At 71.7% G+C, this 20,059-nt stretch carries 17 protein-coding genes; 12 read left to right on the top strand and 5 right to left on the bottom strand.

What is annotated here, in order from left to right:
* Nucleotides 1-277: 277 nt before the first annotated feature.
* Nucleotides 278-1,249 carry a magnesium transporter CorA family protein gene (locus tag QRY02_RS11910; protein ID WP_285991586.1) on the bottom strand — a complete coding sequence of 324 codons (972 nt, stop codon included), beginning with the start codon at nt 1,247-1,249 and terminating at the stop codon, nt 278-280.
* Nucleotides 1,250-1,340: 91 nt separating this feature from the next.
* Here QRY02_RS11910 and QRY02_RS11905 point away from each other — a divergent pair, with 91 nt between their 5' ends.
* The 4 genes from QRY02_RS11905 to hpaD are packed head-to-tail and all read left to right on the top strand — an operon-like array spanning nt 1,341 to nt 6,272.
* Nucleotides 1,341-2,762 (top strand): fumarylacetoacetate hydrolase family protein, encoded by a 1,422-nt coding sequence (locus QRY02_RS11905; RefSeq protein WP_285991585.1) that lies wholly within the window; start codon nt 1,341-1,343, stop codon nt 2,760-2,762.
* 17 nt (nt 2,763-2,779) lie between these two features.
* A complete protein-coding gene (gene dapA, locus QRY02_RS11900) occupies nt 2,780-3,727 on the top strand; it encodes a 4-hydroxy-tetrahydrodipicolinate synthase (RefSeq protein ID WP_285991584.1) in 948 nt (315 codons plus the stop codon).
* The gene (gene hpaE / locus QRY02_RS11895; RefSeq protein ID WP_285991583.1) at nt 3,724-5,232 is read left to right on the top strand and encodes a 5-carboxymethyl-2-hydroxymuconate semialdehyde dehydrogenase; all 1,509 of its coding nucleotides are present in this window, start codon (nt 3,724-3,726) and stop codon (nt 5,230-5,232) included. The genes dapA and hpaE overlap by 4 nt, the downstream gene beginning before the upstream one ends.
* On the top strand, nt 5,229-6,272 hold the full coding sequence (gene hpaD / locus QRY02_RS11890) for a 3,4-dihydroxyphenylacetate 2,3-dioxygenase (RefSeq protein WP_285991582.1): 1,044 nt from the start codon (nt 5,229-5,231) through the stop codon (nt 6,270-6,272). Before hpaE ends, hpaD begins: the two co-directional genes overlap by 4 nt.
* Here hpaD and QRY02_RS11885 read toward each other — a convergent pair.
* Together QRY02_RS11885 and QRY02_RS11880 are read right to left on the bottom strand one after the other, a co-directional pair.
* On the bottom strand, nt 6,255-8,186 hold the full coding sequence (locus QRY02_RS11885; RefSeq protein ID WP_285991581.1) for a S9 family peptidase: 1,932 nt from the start codon (nt 8,184-8,186) through the stop codon (nt 6,255-6,257). The genes hpaD and QRY02_RS11885 overlap by 18 nt on opposite strands.
* A 16-nt stretch (nt 8,187-8,202) precedes the next feature.
* On the bottom strand, nt 8,203-8,643 hold the full coding sequence (locus tag QRY02_RS11880; RefSeq protein ID WP_285991580.1) for a DUF6292 family protein: 441 nt from the start codon (nt 8,641-8,643) through the stop codon (nt 8,203-8,205).
* A 187-nt stretch (nt 8,644-8,830) separates the two neighbouring features.
* Between QRY02_RS11880 and QRY02_RS11875 the strand changes: the two genes are divergently transcribed.
* From QRY02_RS11875 to QRY02_RS11845, 7 genes are all read left to right on the top strand, one after another.
* Complete coding sequence (locus QRY02_RS11875) at nt 8,831-9,268, top strand: DUF6292 family protein (protein ID WP_285991579.1); 438 nt, start codon at nt 8,831-8,833, stop codon at nt 9,266-9,268.
* Nucleotides 9,265-9,804 (top strand): hypothetical protein, encoded by a 540-nt coding sequence (locus QRY02_RS11870; protein WP_285991578.1) that lies wholly within the window; start codon nt 9,265-9,267, stop codon nt 9,802-9,804. Before QRY02_RS11875 ends, QRY02_RS11870 begins: the two co-directional genes overlap by 4 nt.
* A 99-nt stretch (nt 9,805-9,903) precedes the next feature.
* Nucleotides 9,904-11,310 carry an FAD-binding oxidoreductase gene (locus QRY02_RS11865; RefSeq protein ID WP_285991577.1) on the top strand — a complete coding sequence of 469 codons (1,407 nt, stop codon included), beginning with the start codon at nt 9,904-9,906 and terminating at the stop codon, nt 11,308-11,310.
* Nucleotides 11,292-12,587, top strand: coding sequence for a class I SAM-dependent methyltransferase (locus QRY02_RS11860; protein WP_502874199.1), 1,296 nt, complete (start codon nt 11,292-11,294; stop codon nt 12,585-12,587). Before QRY02_RS11865 ends, QRY02_RS11860 begins: the two co-directional genes overlap by 19 nt.
* 100 nt (nt 12,588-12,687) lie before the next feature.
* Nucleotides 12,688-12,891 (top strand): cold-shock protein, encoded by a 204-nt coding sequence (locus tag QRY02_RS11855; protein WP_004558414.1) that lies wholly within the window; start codon nt 12,688-12,690, stop codon nt 12,889-12,891.
* Nucleotides 12,892-13,201: 310 nt separating this feature from the next.
* Nucleotides 13,202-14,140, top strand: coding sequence for an acyl-CoA desaturase (locus tag QRY02_RS11850; protein ID WP_285991575.1), 939 nt, complete (start codon nt 13,202-13,204; stop codon nt 14,138-14,140).
* Between the two features lie 58 nt (nt 14,141-14,198).
* A complete protein-coding gene (locus QRY02_RS11845; RefSeq protein WP_285991574.1) occupies nt 14,199-14,741 on the top strand; it encodes a polysaccharide deacetylase family protein in 543 nt (180 codons plus the stop codon).
* Here QRY02_RS11845 and QRY02_RS11840 read toward each other — a convergent pair.
* Nucleotides 14,731-15,714, bottom strand: coding sequence for an endo-1,4-beta-xylanase (locus QRY02_RS11840; RefSeq protein WP_285991573.1), 984 nt, complete (start codon nt 15,712-15,714; stop codon nt 14,731-14,733). The genes QRY02_RS11845 and QRY02_RS11840 overlap by 11 nt on opposite strands.
* Before the next feature lie 113 nt (nt 15,715-15,827).
* On the opposite strand from QRY02_RS11840, the gene QRY02_RS11835 reads away from it, so the two are divergent.
* Nucleotides 15,828-16,898 (top strand): LacI family DNA-binding transcriptional regulator, encoded by a 1,071-nt coding sequence (locus QRY02_RS11835; RefSeq protein ID WP_285991572.1) that lies wholly within the window; start codon nt 15,828-15,830, stop codon nt 16,896-16,898.
* Between the two features lie 89 nt (nt 16,899-16,987).
* Here QRY02_RS11835 and QRY02_RS11830 read toward each other — a convergent pair whose 3' ends face one another.
* Nucleotides 16,988-20,047 (bottom strand): glycosyl hydrolase 115 family protein, encoded by a 3,060-nt coding sequence (locus tag QRY02_RS11830; protein ID WP_285991571.1) that lies wholly within the window; start codon nt 20,045-20,047, stop codon nt 16,988-16,990.
* Nucleotides 20,048-20,059: the final 12 nt, after the last annotated feature.

Below are 20,059 nucleotides of genomic sequence, written 5' to 3'. Positions count from 1 at the left end.
CCGTCCGCTGTGCACACCGGATGGCTCAGCATAGTGCAGCTGCACTAAGCTGATGGGCAACGGTTGAGCAACCAGCCGCGCCCGTGTTCACGCGCGCTTCCCAGGCGGTGCTCGAAGCCTTTCCTTTTCTCCCAGGCCATCCGGCCGCATTGACCCGTTCGGCTGAACGCCGTTCCGTAGTTCGGCGGCACGCGTCCCGGCGCTGCTGCCGCGCTTCGCCGCGCCCGGATTCAGCGTCCGGTATGGACACTCCACTGTGGAGTCGCGGACACGCGCCTCACAGCCAGTCCTTCTTCTTGAACAACGCGTACAACCCCACCGAAAGCACCAGCAAGGCGACCGTCGAGGCCCAGAACCCGCTCGGCTCGCCATTGCCCGGGTACGGCACGTTCTGGCCGTAGAACCCGGTCACCGCGGTGGGCACCGCGATCACCGCGGCCCAGCCGGTGACCTTCTTCATGATCAGGTTCAGCCGGTTGCCCTGCAGGTTCAGCTGGGTCTCCCGGACCGTCGCGATCAGCTCCCGCAGCGCTTCGGTCTGCTCGGCCGCCTGGCGGGCGTGGTCGTGGACGTCCTCGAAGTACGGCCGGGTCAGCTCGTCGGCCAGCCGCAGGTCCGGCCGCATCAGGGAGCTGATCACCTCGCGCATCGGCAGCACCACGCGACGGAGCGCGGTGAGGCTCTTGCGCAGCCGGAACGAGCGGCGCTGCAGTTCCGAAGAGTCCGGGCGGTCGGCGAAGACCAGGTCCTCCAGGGCTTCGACCTCGTCGTCGAGCGCCTGCACGGCTTCGTACTGCCCGTCGACGACGTGGTCGAGCAGCCCGTGCAGCAGGAAGGGCACGCCGGACGTCGCCAGTTCGGCTCCCTGGTCCCAGCGCCGGACGACCGGCTCGATGTCGAAGCCGTCGTCCTTGCGCACGGTCACCAGCGCCCGCGGGGTGACGAACGCGCCGAGCTCGGCGGTGGCGACCCGGCCGGTGCCCGCGTCGAACCGCACGGCGTAAGCGGACAAAAAGGCGTGGCCGTCGTAGCGGTCGAGCTTGGGCCGCTGGTGTTCGGAAACCGCGTCCTCGACGGCGAGCCGGTGCAGGCCGAGTTCGTCGGCGAGCTGGGCCAGATCCGCTTCGGTCGGCGCGCAGAGGTCGACCCACACCGCGGTGCCCGGCTCGGCCAGGAACTCCGACACGTCCTCGACGGGGAAGTCTTCCTTCTGCAGCACGCCGTCGCGGTACACCCGGGTTCTGGTCATCCTTCACGGTTACCCGGCGCGGTGACGGCTCACACGAGGCCGCGACCGGCAGGGCCTTCCCCTGCGGCGCAAATCGTATATTATTTGCGATATGGTTCTCGAGCGGCCCGGCAAGATCATCGCGCTCCACCTCAACTACCGCTCCCGCGCCGCCCAGCGCGGCCGGGTGCCGGAGCAGCCGTCGTACTTCCTCAAGCCGCCGACGTCCGTCGCGGTGAGCGGCGCCGTGCTCGAGCGGCCGGCGGGCACCGAGCTGCTGGGCTTCGAAGGCGAGATCGCGCTGGTCATCGGCCGCACCGCCCGCCGCGTCGCCCCCGAAGACGGCTGGGCGCACGTCGGAGGCGTCACCGCGGCCAACGACTTCGGCGTCCACGACCTCCGCTACGCCGACAAGGGCAGCAACCTGCGTTCCAAGGGCGGCGACGGCTTCACCCCGCTCGGCCCGGCGGTCCTGCCGGCCGCCGGGCTCGATCCGGCCGCCCTGCGCCTGCGCACCTGGGTCAACGGCGAACTGGTCCAGGAAGACTCCACCAGCGGCCTGCTCTTCGGCTTCGGGCGGCTGGTCGCCGACCTCTCGCAGCTGATCACCCTCGAACCCGGCGACGTGGTCCTGACCGGTACGCCCGCGGGCGCGTCGGTCGTCGTGCCCGGCGACGTCGTCGAGGTCGAGGTCGACACGGACGGGCGCACCACCGGCCGGCTGGTGACCACGATCGCCGGCGGGACCGTCCCGTTCGGACCGTACGGCGCGCTCCCCCGGGTCGACGAGAAGCAGCGCGCGGACGCCTACGGGACAACCGCACCGGCGTTCGAACTGACCGCGTCCCTGAAGGACCGGATCGAGTCCGTCGGCACCGCGACGCTGTCGGCCCAGCTGCGCAAACGCGGGTACGACGCGGTGTCGATCGACGGCCTGACCTCGACCCGGCCGGGCACCCGGCTGACCGGCCGCGCGCGGACGTTGCGGTTCCTGCCCTACCGCGAAGACCTGTTCGAGTCCCGTGGTGGCGGCTACAACGCGCAGAAGCGCGCGATCGACGCGCTCGGCCCCGGCGACGTCCTCGTCGTGGAGGCCCGCGGCGAACGCGGCACCGGCACGGTCGGCGACCTCCTCGCGCTGCGGGCGCAGGTGCGCGGCGCGGCCGGGATCGTCACCGACGGCGGGGTCCGCGACCTGGCCGCGGTGTCCGGTTTGGACATTCCGACCTACCACGCCGGGCCGCACCCGGCGGTGCTCGGCCGGCGGCACGTGCCGTGGGACGTCGACGTCGCGATCGCCTGCGGCGGGGCGGCGGTGTGCCCCGGTGACGTGATCGCCGGTGACGGCGACGGCGTGCTCGTCATCCCGCCGCACCTGGTCGAAGAGGTCGTCGACGCGGCGGTCGAGCAGGAGCGGCAGGAGACGTTCATCGCCGAGCAGATCGCCGCGGGCGAGCGCGTCGAAGGGCTCTACCCGATGGACGAGCACTGGCGCGGGCGGTACGCCGCCTGGCTCGCCTGCCGCCGCCCCTGACGCAGGAAGGAAGACCCATGCGATTCCGCTCCGACCCCCGGGCCGTCCGCGGGTCGATCGCGCCACTGGTGACGCCGTTCACCGCCGAGGGCGCCGTCGACCACGAAGGTCTGGCGAACCTCGTGCGCTGGCAGCTCGCCTCGGGCACGCACGGCATCTCGATCGGTGGTTCCACCGGCGAACCCGGCTCGCAGACGATCGCCGAGCGGGCGGAGGCCATCCGCACGGTGGCCGCGGAGGTCGGCGACCGCGTCCCGTTCCTGCCCGGCACCGGCTCGGCGAAGCTCGACGAGACCCTGGAGCTGACGGCGCTGGCGCGGGACGCCGGGATCGACGCCGCGCTCGTCATCACGCCGTACTACGCGCGGCCGACCCAGGACGCGCTGTTCGTCTGGTACCGGACGGTCTGCCGGGAGTACCCGGACCTGCCGATCGTCGCCTACAACGTGCCGAGCCGGACCGCGGTCGACCTCGCGCCGGAGACCGTCGCGCGGCTGTTCCGCTCGTGCGACAACTTCGTCGGGATCAAGGAGACGACGAAGGACTTCGAGCACTTCTCCCGCGTGCTGCACCTGTGCGGCCGGGAACTGCTGGTCTGGTCCGGGATCGAGCTGCTCGGCCTGCCACTGCTGGCCCTGGGCGGCGCCGGGTTCGTCAGCGCGACGGCGAACATCGCGCCGGCCGCGTGCGCCGAGATGTACACGGCCTGGCAGTCCGGCGACCACGAACGGGCGCGGGAGCTCCACTACGGCCTGCACCCGCTCGTCGACCTGCTGTTCGTCGAGACCAACCCGGCGCCCGCGAAGTGGCTCCTCGAACAGCGCGGGCTCATCGCGTCCGGGCACGTGCGACCGCCGCTGATCTCGCCGGCCGGGCGCGGGATCGCGCGCATCACCGAGCTGATGGCCGAAGGCGCGAAGTACCTCTCGCCGGCCGATGGCTTCACCGTGGCGGGCAAGCAATGACGCACCACGTCCCGGCCGGGCTGCCGGACGAGCTGCAGCACTACATCGGCGGCGAGCTCGTCGGCAGCGTTTCGGGCAAGACGTTCGACGTGCTCGACCCGGTCTCGAACACGCCCTATGCGACCGCCGCGGCAGGCCAGGCCGAGGACGTCGATCGCGCGGTCGCGGCCGCTCGCCAGGCGTTCACCGAGGGACCGTGGCCGCGGATGCTGCCGCGGGCCCGGGCGCGGGTCCTGAACAAGATCGCCGACGCCGTCGAGGCCCAGGACGCGCGGCTGGCCGAGCTGGAGACCTTCGACACCGGCCTGCCGATCACCCAGGCGCTCGGGCAGGCGCGGCGCGCGGCCGAGAACTTCCGGTTCTTCGCCGACCTCGTCGTCGCGCAGGCCGACGACACCTACCAGGTGCCCGGCCGGCAGGTGAACTACGTCCACCGCAAGCCGATCGGCGTCGCCGGGTTGATCACGCCGTGGAACACGCCGTTCATGCTGGAGAGCTGGAAGCTCGCGCCGGCGCTGGCTTCGGGGTGCACGGTGGTGCTCAAGCCGGCCGAGTTCACCCCGCTGTCGGCGAGCCTGTGGGCCGGGATCTTCGCCGGTGCCGGGCTCCCGCCGGGGGTGTTCAACCTGGTCAACGGCTTCGGCGAGGAAGCGGGCGACGCACTGGTCAAGCACCCGCACGTCCCGCTGATCTCGTTCACCGGCGAGACCACGACCGGCCGGACGATCTACCGCAACTGCGCCGCGCACCTCAAGGGCATGTCGATGGAGCTGGGCGGCAAGTCCCCGGCGATCGTCTTCGCCGACGCCGACCTCGACGCCGCCATCGACTCGACGCTCTTCGGCGTGTTCTCGCTCAACGGCGAGCGGTGCACCGCCGGCAGCCGGATCCTGATCGAGCGGCCGGTCTACGACGAGTTCTGCGCGCGGTACGCGGCACGCGCGGCGAACATCGTCGTCGGCGACCCGCACGACCCGGCCACCGAGGTCGGTGCGCTCGTGCACCCCGAGCACCACGCCAAGGTGATGCGGTACGTCGAGCTGGGCAAGACCGAAGGCCGCCTGCTCGCCGGCGGCGGCCGCCCGTCCGGTTCGGACAGCGGGAACTTCGTGGCGCCGACGGTGTTCGCCGATGTTCCCCCCACCGCCCGGATCTTCCAGGAGGAGATCTTCGGGCCGGTCGTCGCGCTCACCCCGTTCGACACCGAAGCCGAAGCGCTGAGCCTGGCGAACGACGTCGAGTACGGGCTGGCCGCCTACCTGTGGACGACCGATCTGCGGCGGGCGCACACCTTCGCGCAGTCGGTCGAGGCCGGAATGGTCTGGCTGAACTCGCACAACGTCCGCGACCTGCGCACCCCCTTCGGCGGAGTCAAGGCGTCCGGCCTCGGCCACGAAGGCGGCTACCGGTCGCTCGACTTCTACACGCACCAGCAGGCCGTCCACGTCTCGCTCGGGCCGGTGCACCCGCCCCGCTTCGGCACCGTCCGGAAAGGACAGTCATGACCGCCACCCCGCCGGACGTCCTCCGGTGCGCCTACGCCGAGCTCGTCGTCACCGACCTGGCCGCGTCGCGGGCGTTCTACGTCGACGTGCTCGGGCTCGTCGTCACCCACGAAGACGCCGGCGCGTTGTACCTCCGGGCGTTCGAGGAGTACCTGCACCACTCGCTGGTGCTGCGGAAGGGATCGACGCCGGCGCTCGGCGTGCTGGCCTACCGGGTGCGGAGTCCCGCCGACCTCGACCTGGCCGAGGCGTACCACCGGGAGCTGGGCGTGCGGGTGGAACGCCGTCCGGCGGGCGCGACACGCGGGATCGGCGAGGCCGTGCGGGTGCTCGACCCGCTGGGCTTCCCGGTGGAGTTCTTCCACGAGGCCGAGCACGTCGAGCGGTTCACCCAGCGCTACGACGTCCACGGAGCCGGCGCACTGTCGCGGTTGGACCACTTCAACCTGGACACCCCGGACGTCCCGGCGGCCCGGGAGTACTACGAAGGCCTGGGGTTCCGCGTCTCGGAGGACATCCGGGACGCGGCGGGGACGGTGTACGCGGTCTGGATGTTCCGCAAGCCGACGGTCCACGACGTGGCCTTGACCGGCGGCGACGGCCCGCGGCTGCACCACCTCGCGTTCGCCTCGCACGAGCGGCACCAGATCCTGCACATCTGCGACCACCTCGGCGCGCTGCGCAAGCCGGAGGTGATCGAGCGCGGACCGGGCCGGCACGGCGTGTCGAACGCGTTCTACCTGTACGTCCGCGACCCCGACGGGCACCGCATCGAGGTCTACACGCACGACTACTACACCGGCGACCCGGACAACCCGGTGCTCAGCTGGGACGTCCACGACACCCAGCGCCGCGACTGGTGGGGCAACCCGGTGGTGCCGAGCTGGTACACCGACGCGTCGCTCGTGCTGGACCTCGACGGCGCGGTCCAGCCGGTCGTCGAACGAGCCGAGCCGCGCGAAGCCGGCGTCACCGTCGGGGCGGACGGGTTCTCCTTCGGTTCCGGGAAGGCGGAGCTCAAGCTAGGCGAGCAGGTGTGAGAACCACGCGCGGGTGCGGTGCAGGAGGTCGAGCTGGTGGCCGCGTTCGCGGAGCGAGTGGCCCTCCCGCGGGTACACGACGAATTCGTGCTCGCGGTCGCCCAGGGCGTGGTGCAGGAGTTCGGCCTGCGAGAGCGGGACGTTCGTGTCGTCTTCGCCGTGGATGATCAGGACCGGGGTGGCGATCCGGTCCGCGTGGGTGATCGGGCTGTTTTCCCGGCCACCGAGGGCGAGGTCGTACCGGCCGTACTCACCGGTCGCGGCGAGCAGGGGCCAGTCGATCACGCCGGCGACGACGACGGCCGCCTTGAAGCGATCCGTGTTCGCGACGGCCCAGGCGGCCATGAACCCGCCGTGGCTCCCGCCGCTGATCCCGAGCCGGTCTCCGTCGGCGACGCCTTCTTCGACGAGGAGGTCGATGCCGGTGAGGAGGTCGGTGAACTCCGCACCGCCGACGTCCCCGGCGACGCTCGCGGCGAAGGCGTGACCGTGGCCGAGGCCGCCGCGCGGGTTCGGGAGGAACACCGCGAATCCGGCCGCGGCCAGCCACTGGCCGCACCGGAACCAGCCGACCTGGAACTGGTCGGCGTAGCGGTCGTACGGGCCGCCGTGGACGATGGTCACGAGCGGGAACGGTCCGTCGGCGCGGGTCCGGCCGGGCGGGAGGATCAAGAGGCCGTCGAGTTCCCAGCCGTCGTCGGCGCGGTAGGACAGGCGTTCCTGGGTGCCCCAAGTGATCCCGCGCAGCTGCGGTTCACCGAGCCGGGTGAGCGGGCCGACGGGCGGTCCGCAGTGGACGGCCTCGGGCTCGGTGGCGGTGCTCCCGACGACGGCGATCCGGCCTCCGCCCGCACTCAGGTGCTGGAGGCCGCCGGTCACGCGGCAGAGCTCGGTGAAGGTGCCGGAGGCGGGGTCGAGGCGCCGGATCGTGGTGTCGAGACCTTCGGCGAACAGGGCCAGCAGTGAGCCGTCGCCGGATTCGGCCAGTTCGACCGGGCAGACGCTCATCCCGGCGGTGAGGTTCCGGTGGTCGCCGGCAGCGAAGACCGCGGTGCCGCCGATCAGGCCGGGCGGGGTGATGCCGAGGTAGGCCAGGTGCCACCCGGTTTCGTCGCGCCACCAGGTGAGCGACGAGGATTCCCGCGCCGGGACGCCCAGCTCCTGCCGCGCACCGGTGGCCGGGTCGAGCAGGTGCAGAGCGGGTTCGTACATGCCGGGCTCGCGATCGGCGGCGGACCAGGTGAGCACGGCGAGGGCGCGGCCATCCGGCCGCGCGGCGGCTTCGACGACGTGCCGCGAGCCGAAGTCGCCGAGCGCGCGGACGGCGCCGGTCGACGGGTCGAGCAGCCAGAGCCGATCGGGCCGGTCGACGGTGTCCCAGGTGGGCCGGGAGGGTGGGACAGCCCCGGTGGCGGCGGCCGGGCCCGCAATAGCAGTGGTGGCGGTGCCGGTATTCGCCGGAACTGAGCCGCTGCTCGCCGGACGGACGATCCGGATCCGTGGATCCGGCGCCGTGGCCTTCTCCTCCGGCGCGAGGAACACCACCGAGCCGCCGTCCGGCATCAGCTCGAAGGCACTGATTCCCGCACGCCAGTCCGTCAGCTGCTCCGGCGCGCCGCCTTCCCTGCCGACCCGGTGCAGCTGCGCCGTTCCGCGGTCGGCGCGGTCCGAGAGGAAGTACACCGACCCGGAATCCGGCGACCAACGCGGCTCCTCGTCCTCCGCCGCGCCGGTGACAAGCTCCCGAGGCGGCTCACTCCCGTCCGCGGGGCCGAGCCACAGCCCGCTCTCCGGATGCTTCCCCGGCCGGCCCACCGGGGCGCTCACGAACGCCACCCACCGGCCGTCCGGTGACAAGCGCGGTGTCCGCGGTACCAGCCGGTCGACCACGGCCTCCGCCGTCAGCTCCCCCATGATCCCCAGTGTGCCATCACCCGCGGCCGGCGGGTTTCCCCTCCGGCACCATCGCCAGCAACCGCTCGTGGTCACCCGCCTCACGCAGGACCGGGGCTTCCAGCGTGCCCGCGTCCGGGTCGTCCGCGCGGACCGCCGCCAGGAAGCGCACCACCGCTCGGGGGTCCGGGAGGACTTCGCCCCCCAGGTAGGCCAGGACCGTCGCGGCCTCGCCGGTGGCGTCTTCGATGGCCGCCGCCCAGCCGTGCACCTCGTCCCACACCAGGGCCAGGTCGTGGCCGGGGAAGCGGGACAACCGCCAGTCGAGGGCGATGTAGGCCGCCGCGGGCGTTCCCGCGTCGAGCGTGCACGACTCCCATCCCACCCCCACGGCCCGGGCCACCGCCCCGACGTAACCCCGCAACCGCCGCTCGAACGAGAACTCCGTGTCGCGCTCGAAGTCGATCAGAATGCTCAACGCCGCCTCGCTTTCCCCGTCCCGCCGCGGGATCCTCCGCGGTCGCCCGATCGGGTACCCCGGTGACAGCCCGCTCAATCCCGGCGAACCGGGCAGCCCGCGTCGTCTATCCGGCGACAATTCGCTTGTCATCGTTTCGATGACATGTTAGAACCGGAGTACCCGAAGAGAAAGGCGATCCACCCCCGTGACCGCATCGATCGAACTCCCGACCGGTTACCAGCACCCCGCCGTTCCCGCGCTGCTCGGCTACCTCCGCGACGTCACCAGCGAGCTCGGCATCGGCCTCGAGTCCTGCACCCTCGACCACGACAGCCCGGTTTCGGCCTACGTCGCCCTCGACACCCGGCTGCCGCACTACCCCGACCGTGACGTCGCCCTGCTGTGGGACGAGGAACGCGGCTGGGCCGCGGCCATCGAGACGCATTCCGGCGAGGACCTGATCGTCCTGCGCTACCTGGGCGGCCCCACCGTCGCCCCGCCGCCGCGCCGGGTCGCGCGGTTCGTCACCGCCCTGCACGAAGACGACCACACCGTGGGACGGCCCGACCCGGTGCACCTCCGGACCGCGGGCGACGCCGCCGCGCTCGCCGCGCTGCTGCGCCGGCCGGCCGTGGCCCGATGACGGCGCCGCTGCCCCTGCCCGAGAGCTTCGCGCTGACGTTCCGCGGCTACGACCGCGAGCAGGTCGACGAGCGGATCGACGAGCTCCTCGCCGAAATCCGCCTGCTCACCACCGACCGGGACGCGGCCGTCGCCGAGGCCGGGCACCTCGCGCGGCAGCTCGAACGGGCGCGCGCCGACCACGCCGAGCTGAGCGCCCGCACCGACCGGCTGTGCCGGACGCCCGCCGACCCGGCCGCCGTCGGTGACCGCGTCCGGCACCTGCTCGACCTGGCGCACGCCGAAGCCGACGGGATCGTCGCGGCGGCCAGGCAGCAGGCCGCCGCGATCGTCCGGGAGGCGGGAGAGGCCGCGGACCAGCGGACCGCGGACGCCCGCGCACGGGCCTACCGGATCGTCGACGACGCCCGGCGCCGCGCCGACCGGCTGGCCGCGATCGAGCGGCGCACCGCCGACCGGCTGCGGCGGATCGACGCCTTCCTCGCCGACGCGGAATCCCTCCTCGGCGAGCAAACCCCGCTGCGCGCCGCCGCCTGACCCGCCGTGGCTGACTCGTTTCACCGATTCGCGAGCCGGGATTGCGGCATTCCGGCTCTCGATGAGCCACCCGGGCCCGCGGTGAGGCAGGATCGGGGTGTGACCATCGATCAAGCCGGGGTGCCCGAGGCCCGTCCGGGCCCGGCTTTCCCGGAGCACGAAGCCCGCGTCGACGCCCTGAGACAGCAACTCGGCGCGATCAGCGGCGAAACCACGATCCGCCTCGCGAAACGGACGTCGAACCTCTTCCGTTCCCGCACCGCGGCGAACCACCCCGGCCTCGACGTCTCCGGGTTCAGCCACGTCCTGCGCGTCGACCCGGGCACCCGCACCGCCGACGTCGAGGGCATGGTCACCTACGAGCAGCTCGTCGACGCCACGCTGCCGCACGGCCTGATGCCGCTGGTCGTGCCGCAGCTGAAGACGATCACCCTCGGCGGCGCGGTGACCGGGCTCGGCATCGAGTCCTCGTCGTTCCGCAACGGCATGCCGCACGAATCGGTGCTGGAGCTCGAGGTGCTCACCGGGGACGGCCGGATCGTCGTCGCCACGCCGGACAACGAGCACCGCGACCTCTTCCACGGCTTCCCCAACTCCTACGGCACCCTCGGCTACGCCCTGCGGCTGCGGATCCTCCTGGAGCCGGTGAAGCCGTTCGTGCGGCTGCGGCACGTCCGCCACCACGACCGCGGGAAGTTCTTCGAGGCGCTGGGCGAGATCTGCGCGAAGAGCGAACACGAAGGCGAGCACGTCGATTTCGTCGACGGCACGGTCTTCGGCCCGGACGAGCTGTACCTGACGCTCGGGACGTTCACCGACACCGCGCCCACGACGAGCGACTACACCTGGCTGGACATCTACTACCGCTCGATCCAGCGCCGGGAGACCGACCATCTCACCATCCGGGACTACCTCTGGCGCTGGGACACCGACTGGTTCTGGTGCTCGCGGGCGTTCGGCGTCCAGCACCGGCTGCCGCGGCTGCTGCTCGGCCGCCGGTTCCTGCGGTCCTCGGTGTACTGGAAGGCCGTGGCGCTCGACCGCCGGTTCCGGATCGCCGAGCGGCTGCTGAAACTCCGGCGGCTGCCGCCGGAGGAAACGATCGTGCAGGACATCGAGGTCCCGCTCGGCCGGGCCGCGGAGTTCCTCGAGTTCTTCGAGCGGGAGATCCCGATCAGCCCGGTCTGGATCTGCCCGCTGCGCCAGCGGCCCGGCGGGGTCCGCTGGCCGCTGTACGAACTGGACCCCGAAGAGCTGTACGTCAACTTCGGGTTCTGGTCGTCGGTGCCCCTCGACCCCGGCGAGCGCGACGGCGTGCACAACAGGATGGTCGAAGCCGAGGTCACCCGGCTCGGCGGCCACAAGTCGCTGTACTCGGACAGCTTCTACACCGAAGACGAGTTCTGGCGGCTCTACAACGGCGACGCCTACCGGGAGCTCAAGCGCGCCTACGACCCGCGCGAGCGGTTGCTCGGCCTCTACGAAAAATGCGTCCGCCGCCGGTGAAAGGAACGAACGTGACCCAGGAAAACATCACCGTCGGCGCCGTCTTCGAGCGGCTGCTCGGGCCGCGCGCCGAGGTGTCGATCACCGCCTACGACGGCAGCCGCAGCGGTCCGGCCGACGCGCCGGTGGCCATCGAGGTGCGCTCGCCGCTGGCGCTGGACTACCTGATGTCCTCCCCCGGCGACCTCGGCCTCGCCCGCGCGTACGTCGCCGGCGCCCTCGACGTCAAGGGCGACCTCTACACGGCGCTGCGTGCGCTGGCGACCCAGGTCGACCAGCTCACCCCGGCCGACCGGCTGTGGCTGCTGCGCAAGCTCGGCCCCCGCCACCTGCGGGTGGTCAAGCCGCCGGCCGAGGAGCACCCGAGCCGGTTCCGGCGCGGGATGACCGCGCTGCGGCACTCGAAGGCGCGCGACAGCGAGGCCATCGCCAGCCACTACGACGTGTCCAACCGGTTCTACGAGCTGGTCCTCGGCCCGTCGATGGCCTACACGTGCGCGGTGTTCCCGCACGAGGGCGCCACGCTGGAGGAGGCGCAGGCGAACAAGTTCGACCTGGTCTGCCGGAAGCTCGGCCTCAAGCCCGGGATGCGGCTGCTCGACGTCGGCTGCGGCTGGGGCGGCATGGTCGCGCACGCCGTCCGCCACTACGGCGTCGAGGCCATCGGCGTCACCCTCTCCCGCGAGCAGGCCCAGTGGGCGCAGAAGAACATCGTCGCGCTCGGGATCGCCGACCGCGCCGAGATCCGGCACCTCGACTACCGGGACGTCACCGAAACCGGGTTCGACGCGATCTCCTCGATCGGCCTCACCGAGCACATCGGGGCCCGCAACGTGCCCGGCTACTTCCGCTTCCTGGCCGGCAAGCTCAAGCCGCACGGGCGCCTGCTCAACCACTGCATCACCAACCCGGACACCAGCGTCGCCCACCGGTCGCGGGGCTTCATCGACCGCTACGTCTTCCCGGACGGCGAGCTGGAGGCGCCGGGCGAGCTCATGACCGCCATGCACGACGCCGGGCTGGAGGTGCGGCACTCGGAGAACCTGCGGGAGCACTACGCGACGACGCTGGCCGGGTGGTGCGCCAACCTCGACGAACACTGGGACGAGGCCGTCGCCGAGGCCGGTGCCGGGCGGAGCCGCGTGTGGGCGCTCTACCTGGCGGCCTGCCGGTTGGCCTTCGAACGCCGCGAGATCGAACTGCACCACATCCTGGGCGTCCGGACCGACAACGAGGGCGGGATGAGCATGCCGCTGCGACCCGATTGGGGAGTTTGACCACCGGGGGTGGCCTCCGCGGTCCGGCAGTGGAAGAATGACCTCGAGACCGGGTGTCCGAACGGGGCGCCCAGGCTCACTACAAAGAGTAGGTATTGGTATGGCTCAGGGCAGTGTCAAGTGGTTCAACGGCGAAAAGGGCTTCGGCTTCATCGCGCAGGACGGCGGGGGCCCGGACGTGTTCGTCCACTACTCCGAGATCCAGGGCAGCGGCTTCAAGTCGCTTGACGAGGGTCAGCGCGTGGAGTTCGAAATCGGCCAGGGCCAGAAGGGCCCGCAGGCCCAGCGCGTCAGCGTCATCTGAGCCACGAGGCATCCTGAAGGCCCTCGCCCCGACCAGGGGCGGGGGCCTTACTCGTGCCCGGCCACCCGGTGTTCCCGCCGCCGGCCACACTGCGCGTTCACAACGATCCGGTAACCTGGGCAGAGGCGAGAGCACCTCGTACGCCGGCGTCCCGCCTGCCTCACTCTCGCCGTGTGGCCCTCGAGGCAGATCACCGGCAGGAGCGGTGACGCGCCCGGGTCACCCGCAGACCGTTCACCGCCGGGTGTTTCCGCTCCCCGGCGTCCCGCGAGGCTCAGTCCGGCGCGGCGAAGACTCGAAACGAGATTGCATGACCACCTCCACCCCGGTGAAACCCGCGCGCCCGGCACCGAAACCGGTGCTCGACGGCAAGCAGACGATCCCCGAGCTCATCACCATCCGCACGTTCCTGCTGGTCCCGTTCCTCGCGCTGGCCGTCGCCGTCCCGGTGTTCTGGGGCTGGGGCGTCAGCTGGCTCGATCTCGCGATCGGCGGCGCCTTCTTCCTCGTGTCGACGCTCGGGGTCACCGTCGGCTACCACCGGTACTTCACCCACGGCTCGTTCCGCGCGAAGCGGGCCCTGCGGATCGCGCTGGCCATCGCCGGCGGCCTCGCGGCGCAGGGCCCGGTGATCGGCTGGGTCGCCGACCACCGCCGGCACCACGCCTTTTCCGACCGCGAAGGCGACCCGCACTCGCCGTGGCTGTTCGGGACATCCCCGGTGGCGCTGGCCCGCGGCTTCTGGCACGCGCACATGGGCTGGCTCTTCGGCCGCGACAAGACCAACGTCGACCGGTTCGCCCCGGACCTGGCCGCCGACCGCGACCTGCGCGTCGTCGACCGCCTTTTCCCGGTGTGGGTGCTGGTGAGCCTGCTGCTCCCGCCGCTGCTCGGCGGGCTGATCACGCTGTCGTGGTGGGGCGCGCTGACCGCGTTCCTCTGGGCCGGCCTGGCCCGGATCTCCTTCCAGCACCACGTGACGTGGTCGGTGAACTCGATCTGCCACATGATCGGCGAACGCCCGTTCGCCAGCCGCGACCGCTCGGCGAACTTCTGGCCGCTGGCCATCCTGTCGATGGGCGAGTCCTGGCACAACACCCACCACGCGGACCCGACCTCGGCCCGCCACGGCGCGCAGCGCGGGCAGATCGACATCTCGGCGCGGGTCATCTGGGCGTTCGAGAAGCTCGGCTGGGCGTGGAACGTCCGCTGGCCGACCCCGAAGCGGCTCGCCGCACTGGCCCGCTGACGACGAAACCGGCTCGAAAGTCCTTGCCTCCGGTCCCGGTTCCGGTGATCTTGAAGCGATGGACACGGTCGCGCTGACCTTCGACGACGGCCCGTACCCCGAGACGACGCCGGCGCTGCTGGCCGCGCTCGGCGGCGCGCGGGCGACCTTCTTCCTGTGGGGCGAGCACGCCGCGGCGCACCCGGACCTCGTCCGGGCGATCGCCGCGGCGGGGCACGCGATCGGCAACCACACGTGGACCCACCCGCAGCTGACCACGCTGCCGGAGGCCGCCCGCGACCAGGAGGTCCGGCGCACGCAGGACCTCCTGACCCGGCTGACCGGGATCCGGCCCGCCCTGTTCCGGCCGCCCTACGGCGACACGGACACCTCGGTCGCCCGGGTGCTGGCGGCCCACGGGCTCACCGAGGTGCTGTGGAGCGTCGACACCCGCGACTGGGCGGGCTGTTCCGCGGACGAGATCGTCACCGCGGCCGGGCAGGTGCAGCCGGGCGGCGTCGTGCTCATGCACGAAGGCCGCCCGGCCACCCTGGATGCGGTCCCCCGCATCCTCGCCGCGCTCGCCGAGCGCGGGCTGCGTCCCGGTCCGGTCAGGGGTTGAGGCGGAAGTACGCCGGCTTCGGGTGCAGGTTCTCGTCGAACAGGCAGGCCGCGCCCTCGCCCGGGAAGACGTCCGGGACCCACGAGTGCCGGTCGGTGAACCCCCAGGTCGTGAACTCGACGCACTTGCGGACCGCGTGGCAGCCGTCCCACAGCTGACCGAAGTAGCTCGCCTGGGTGGCGAGCTTGGCCGCGTCGGCCGGAGTCGGGATCCGGACGTCGGCCTCGGTGACCGCGGTCTCCACGCCGATCTTGGCGAAGCGCGCCAGGTTCTCGCGGTACTGACCCGGGAAGCCGTACTGGATCGACAGGTGCCCCTGGATGCCGACGCCGCTGATCGGCACGCCCTGCCGCCGCAGCGTCTTCACCAGGTCGTACACCGCGTCGCTCTTCGGGTTGATCCCTTCGACGTTGTAGTCGTTGATGTAGAGCTTCGCCGCCGGGTCCGCCGCGTGCGCCCAGCGGAAGACGTCGGCGACGAAGCCGTCGCCGAGCTTCTGCCGGAACACCGTGTCGCGGCGCGTGCCGTCCTCGTTGAAGATCTCGTTGACGACGTCCCAGGCGCGGATCTTCCCCTTGTACCGCTTGACTTCCGTGGTGATGTGGTCGCGCAGGACCCGGCGGAGCTCGTCGGCGGGCAGCGCGGCGACCCAGTCCGGGAGCTGGGAGTGCCAGACCAGCGTGTGGCCGCGGACGGTCTTGTGGTGCCGCCGGGCGTACTCGACGATCGCGTCCGCGCCGGACCAGTCGTACTGGCCCCGCACGGCTTCGACCGTGCCCCACTTCATCTCGTTCTCGGGCGTCACGTTGTCGAATTCCCGCGTGAGCACCGCCCGGTAATCGGTTTCCGAAGCCAGGTACGCCGCGGCCACCGCACTGCCGACGTAACGGTTCGTGGTGTATTGCAGCGGGACCGACGCCGAAGCCGCCGGCGCCTGCCACACGGCAATACCCAGAGTGGCCACAACCGCCATCAGGACGCGTTTCTTAGGAATTCTTCCCGACATCTTCATCCTCCGCGAGGCAATGGTTCTCCGAAACTTTCCAACCGTTTCAAATCAGGTTTCGATGACCTAGAATCTCCTTCATGACAACGAAGTCTGACGAGCTCGAACCAACCGAGACCCGGGTGACCATCGCCCGGATCGCCGCCGAGACCGGCGTCTCCGTCCCGACAGTTTCGAAGGTGCTGAACGGCCGTCCCGACGTCGCCGAAAGCACCCGCGCCCGCGTCGAAGCCGTCATCGGAAAATACGGCTACCGGCGCCGCGCCGACGAACGTTCCCGCCGTTCCCGGCTGTTGGAACTGATGTTCCACGAACTCGAAAGCACCTGGGCACTGGAAATCATCCGCGGGGTGGAGTGCGTCGCCCGCGAAAATGGAATGGCGGTGGTGCTGGCGGAATCGTCGGGCCGGCACACGCCGGGGCAGAGCTGGCTGGAGAGCGTCCTCGCCCGGCGGCCGGTCGGCATCGTTTCGGTGTGCTCCGACTTCACCGGCGGGCAGCTGGCGAAGCTGCGGGCCCGGGACATCCCGCTGGTCGTGGTCGACCCGGCCGGCGCGCCGGGACCGGAGACGCCCTCGATCGGGGCCACGAACTGGCAGGGCGGGCTGACGGCCACCCGGCACCTCGTGGAGCTGGGCCACCGCCGGATCGCGATGATCGGCGGGCCGGAGGGAGTGCTGTGCAGCCGGGCCCGGATCGACGGGTACCGCACGGCGCTGGAGACGGCCGGGCTGGCGTTCGACCCGGCCCTGGTGCGCCGCGGCGACTTCCACGTCCGGGCCGGCTACCGGGAACTCGCTTCACTGCTCACCCTCCCCGACCGGCCGACGGCGGTCTTCGCCGGCAGCGACCTGCAGGCACTCGGCGTGTACGAGGCGGCCCGCGACGCGGGGCTGCGCATCCCGGACGACCTTTCCGTGGTGGGCTTCGACGACCTGCCGATCGCCCGCTGGCTGACCCCGGAGCTGACCACGGTCCGCCAGCCGCTGCAGGAGATGGCGGCGGCCGGTGCTCGGCTGGCGATTTCGCTGGCCCGCGGGGTCGATCCGGAGAGCCACCGGCTGGAGCTGGCGACGAGCCTGGTGGTCCGCCACAGCACGGCGGCCCCGGCTCACCGGGGTTACCGGGTGCTCACCGGCGGAGCGCGGTAGGGCGGCCGATCGGGGCTGACCCACGGCCGGCGGGCGCGGCGCCGGCCAGCGCCCCTGTTCTGCCGCGGCCGGCCGGCCCGGCCCGCCGCTCACCACGGCCACCGGGTGCTCTCCGGCGGCCCCAGATAGCTCGCCCGCAGCCCTCCGGTGTCGACCACCAGCTTCTGCACGATCACCGCGGGGTCGACCATCCAGAACTTCAGCACGTGCGGGCCCGCCGTCCCGATCTCGTGGCGTGTCGCCGTCAGGTTCACGTTGTCCGACGTCGTCCGCTCCCACTGGCGGTTCATGGACGTGTCGTCGGCCCCCGTCGCCTTGGTGATGTTCACGACCTGCGGCTCCGCGTCGTCGAACGACACCGCATACCGCAGCCCGTCGCCGGACAGCACGTTGCTGCGCGGGGACAAGTAGGCCCACACCGTCACCGTCCCGGTCGTGAACAGCGTCATCCGGTACTCCAGGCGCGGCCCCGTCCCCGGTGCGCGGCCTGCCGCCGTCACCGGGAACGGGGTCATCCCCGCCCCGGTCCGTCCGATGTCCGGGATGCGCCGCCACCCGGCGTCCGCCGTGCCGACGTTCGCGCTGCAGTGCTCGGCCTCCATCGACACGTACCCGCCGGCCTCGACGAAACCGCGTCGCCACGGCGGCGGCAGCTCCGGGTTGCGCACGACGGCGTCCACGACAACCGAACTGCCCGCACCCGACACCGTGATCGGCACGGTCGTGGTGCCCTTCGGCACCCGGGACCAGTCGATCCGCACGGTCATGCGCAGCTCCTCCTCCACGCGGCCGCCCCGCGGCTCGACCGCCACCCACGGCGCGCTCGTCGTCACGGTGCAGCGGAACGGCGTCCGCCCGCGGTTGAAGACGTCGATGTACTGCGGTGGCGCGCTCTGGTACGGGCTGAACTCCGGCAGCGCCGGCCGTCCCGCCGCGCCGGGCCACGCGTCCGGGGAGCCGTCGACGGCGACCCCCAGTGACGCCGCCGCGGGCAGGTCGAGGCGCCGCACCGCCGGGAAGATGACGTCCGGCAGCGCCACGTTGTTCAGCTCCGGCTGCTGCCAGGGCGCGTTCGGGCCGTAGCGGGCGACGTCGCCGTAGTCGATGTGCGGCTGGGTCTGGAACCCCTTCCACTTCCCGCCGGCGATGCCGGTGTTGTACTTCTCCGCCAGCGCGAGGTCGTCGGAGAAGCGGGCCTCCGTGACGGCGGCGAGGCCGTTGGCCGAGGCCCGGCCCTGCGCCGCGTACAGCAGGTTCGTGAACTCGGCCCGCCGCAGCGCGTACAGGTTGGCCGATGCCTCGACCTCGTACCCCACCAGCTCGTAGTAGGCGTCCTGGAATGCCTTCGGCAGCCGCGCGCCGATCTTCGACGCCCGCGCCGCGAGGTCGTGCCACTCGTCGGTGACCCGGTCCAGCTCGCGGTAGTTGACCAGGCTGAACGGCGTCATCTGATCGTCGTAGGTGATCGCGTCGGCGGTCGCCGGGTCCTTCGCCGGGTCGACGGTGATCCGCCGGTTGAGCAGCTCCGGCTTGCGGCGGGACTGCAGGCGCCCGTAGTCGTGCAGCACCCCGGCGATCTCCGCCGCCAGGACCGCGCCGAAGTTCGTCTCGGCGAACTGACGCTCCCACGTGGACAGCCGCTCGACGGGCAGCGAATCGGGATTCCAGGCGTAGTCGAGGAAGAACTGCAGCGGCAGCTCGTTGCCCTTCATGTCGCCGACGTTGGCCACCCACAGCCGGTCGTTGCCGTAGGCGTACGCCTGGTGCAGCTGCTCCCACGTGTTCGCGAGCAGCGTCGTGTCGACCCACTTGTAGTTGCGGCCGCCGCCGACGTAGTCGAAGTGGTAGTAGAGCCCGTACCCGCCGGGGTGCGGCGGCAGCGACCGGTCGGGCATCTTGCGGATGTTGCCCCAGTTGTCGTCGGTGAACACCACGATGACGTCGTCCGGCGGCCGCAGGCCCTTCGCCCAGTACCGCTGGACTTCCTTGTACAGCGTCCAGACCTGCGGCACCGTGGTCAGGTCCCGGCCCGTCTCGCGGGCGAGGATCTCCCGTTCGGTGGCGATGATCTCCCGCATCAGCTCGATGCCGTCGCCGTCGGGCAGGCCGACGTCGCCGTTGCCGCGCATGCCGAGCGTGACGACGCCTTCGAAGTCCTCGCGGACCATCCGGCGGATGCCGTCGGTCCAGTAGGCCTTGATCGCTTCGCCGTTGCGGCGGAAGCTCCACTCCCCCGTGCCGCCGTAGGGGTCGTGCCCCGGGGTCGTGATGTTCCCGGCCGCGTCGCGGACCGCGGGAACCGCGTGCCGGTTCCACTCCTCGATCCCGCGCATCATCGGCGCCTCGTGCGAGGTGCCCATGACGATGCCGTACTCCTTGGCCGTCGCGTGGTTGAGCGGGTCGTCCTCGGCGAACGCGCGCCCCCACACCGCCGGCCAGAGGTAGTTGGCCCGCAGCCGGAGCATGGTCTCGAAGATCTTCGCGAAGAACAGGTGGTTGAAGCCGTTCGGGAAGCCCGGCGCCTGGCCCGGGCCGAAGAAGGCCGGGGCCCAGGTGCCGAGCGCCGGGTTCTCGTCGTTGATGAAGAACCCGCGGTACTTCACGTGCGGGGTGCCGAGGCTGAACCGCTCGCGCGGCAGGTGCAGCTCCGCTTGCCGCCGCGGCGGTACGTCCGCCCACCAGTACCAGGGCGAGACGCCGATGCGCCGGGACACCTCGTAGACGCCGTAGATCACGCCGCGCTGGTCACTGCCGGTGAGCACCAAGCGGCCGTCGACGACCTGACTCAGCGACGTCTCCCACTTCCCCGCGATCCCGGTGACGTCGAGCTTGCCGGCCGCGACCAGCCCGTCCACCAGCGGGCTGTGGCCCAGGGTGCCGACCACGACGACCGGGCCGTGCGCGGGGACGACGTCGAACGACACCGCGGGCCGCACCCCGGTGACGCGTTCGACGTCGGCGGCCAGGTCGCCGACCACCCGGCGGACGCCGGGAAAGTCAGCCGACCCGACGACGATCGTCGCGGCCTTTCCCCGCGACACCAGCGGAAATCCGGTCCCGGCTTCGGCGAGTCCCGGGAGGGCCATGGACCCCGCCCCGGCCAGCGTGAGCAGGTGCAGGAAGGCACGACGGTGTACCTCGGACGGCACGGGAGACCTCCT

It is taken from the genome of Amycolatopsis sp. DG1A-15b (assembly GCF_030285645.1).
Taxonomy (GTDB): Bacteria; Actinomycetota; Actinomycetes; order Mycobacteriales; family Pseudonocardiaceae; genus Amycolatopsis.
Note: the sequence above shows the minus strand (reverse complement) of the source record. Positions and strands in the feature narration are given on the sequence as shown.

What these genes read in the sequence shown, in the direction of transcription:
- QRY02_RS11910 (WP_285991586.1), bottom strand. Translation starts at nt 1,249, where the DNA reads ATGACCAGAACCCGGGTGTACCGCGACGGCGTGCTGCAGAAGGAAGAC.
- QRY02_RS11905 (WP_285991585.1), top strand. Translation starts at nt 1,341, where the DNA reads ATGGTTCTCGAGCGGCCCGGCAAGATCATCGCGCTCCACCTCAACTAC.
- dapA (WP_285991584.1), top strand. Translation starts at nt 2,780, where the DNA reads ATGCGATTCCGCTCCGACCCCCGGGCCGTCCGCGGGTCGATCGCGCCA.
- hpaE (WP_285991583.1), top strand. Translation starts at nt 3,724, where the DNA reads ATGACGCACCACGTCCCGGCCGGGCTGCCGGACGAGCTGCAGCACTAC.
- hpaD (WP_285991582.1), top strand. Translation starts at nt 5,229, where the DNA reads ATGACCGCCACCCCGCCGGACGTCCTCCGGTGCGCCTACGCCGAGCTC.
- QRY02_RS11885 (WP_285991581.1), bottom strand. Translation starts at nt 8,186, where the DNA reads ATGGGGGAGCTGACGGCGGAGGCCGTGGTCGACCGGCTGGTACCGCGG.
- QRY02_RS11870 (WP_285991578.1), top strand. Translation starts at nt 9,265, where the DNA reads ATGACGGCGCCGCTGCCCCTGCCCGAGAGCTTCGCGCTGACGTTCCGC.
- QRY02_RS11860 (WP_502874199.1), top strand. Translation starts at nt 11,292, where the DNA reads ATGCGTCCGCCGCCGGTGAAAGGAACGAACGTGACCCAGGAAAACATC.
- QRY02_RS11855 (WP_004558414.1), top strand. Translation starts at nt 12,688, where the DNA reads ATGGCTCAGGGCAGTGTCAAGTGGTTCAACGGCGAAAAGGGCTTCGGC.
- QRY02_RS11850 (WP_285991575.1), top strand. Translation starts at nt 13,202, where the DNA reads ATGACCACCTCCACCCCGGTGAAACCCGCGCGCCCGGCACCGAAACCG.
- QRY02_RS11845 (WP_285991574.1), top strand. Translation starts at nt 14,199, where the DNA reads ATGGACACGGTCGCGCTGACCTTCGACGACGGCCCGTACCCCGAGACG.
- QRY02_RS11840 (WP_285991573.1), bottom strand. Translation starts at nt 15,714, where the DNA reads ATGGCGGTTGTGGCCACTCTGGGTATTGCCGTGTGGCAGGCGCCGGCG.
- QRY02_RS11835 (WP_285991572.1), top strand. Translation starts at nt 15,828, where the DNA reads ATGACAACGAAGTCTGACGAGCTCGAACCAACCGAGACCCGGGTGACC.